At 78.6% G+C, this 429-nt stretch carries 1 pseudogene; it reads right to left on the minus strand.

What is annotated here, in order from left to right:
* Nucleotides 1–141: 141 nt before the first annotated feature.
* A pseudogene (locus D8M35_RS16765) lies at nucleotides 142–429 on the minus strand (hypothetical protein); the annotation flags it as partial.

A 429-nucleotide genomic window follows, 5' to 3' on the forward strand; every position in this document is an offset into this window, starting at 1 on the left:
CACCGAAGGCGTCCCGGAGCGCGTCGGTGCCGGCCGGCGACGGCACCGCGCCGGCCGGCCCGGAGGCGGCCGACGTCGTGCCGGTCGGGGTCGTGCTCGTCGGGGTCGTGCCCGTCGGTTCCTGGGCGGGTGACGGATCGGTCACGGTCGTGCTCCTCGTCGGTTGCGGTGGGACGTGCGCGGGGTCGCGGAGTGCGGGGTGGTGGGGTGTGCGTCGGGGGCGCCGGTCGCGGTGCGGACGGCACGCTCCAGCTCGTCGAGTGCCGCAGCGCCGTCGACGAGCGCCCGGTCGTCGGTGGTCGGGCCCCCGACCAGGACGGCTCCGACGGCGGCGTCGGGGCGGCCGGTCACGCGGGCCGCGGAACGGACCACCTCGTCGACGTGGGTGTCGCGGGGGAGTCCGAGCCGCTGCCCGATCCGGCGCAGTGC

The sequence above is a fragment of the Curtobacterium sp. HSID17257 genome, from assembly GCF_003989515.1.
Lineage (GTDB): Bacteria > Actinomycetota > Actinomycetes > Actinomycetales > Microbacteriaceae > Curtobacterium.